Source organism: Microbacterium sp. KNMS, from assembly GCF_053851835.1.
Genome location: NZ_JBSQBP010000112.1, coordinates 1 through 271 on the forward strand (window position 1 = coordinate 1; position 271 = coordinate 271).

Annotated in this window: 1 protein-coding gene; it reads left to right on the forward strand. The window is 57.6% G+C overall.

From position 1 onward, the window contains the following. The coding region (locus ACWXWW_RS18045; RefSeq protein WP_455971388.1) for a hypothetical protein at positions 1–204 on the forward strand (204 nt) is incomplete at its 5' end. Positions 205–271: the final 67 nt, after the last annotated feature.

Here is a 271-nt window from a genome sequence, read left to right on the forward strand (position 1 = left end):
GCTTACCGAGCGCCGGCAGTCAACGCCAAGGGAGCCGAGAACAACAACCAGTACAGCTGTGCTGCCAATGAAAAAAACTACGCTGAGCACATCTGGGATTATCCGGACGCTGAAGGGCATCTGGGGGCTACTGTCTGCATCGTGGTGCCGGCATTGCTGCTTTGGTATGAGGAGCGCAAGGACTGGACGCCGCTGGCCTGGTAGATTCACGACAACCTGCCGTATGCCAGCCAGTTCTGGTTTCCCAGACGTGCGGCATTTAACCGTCGGT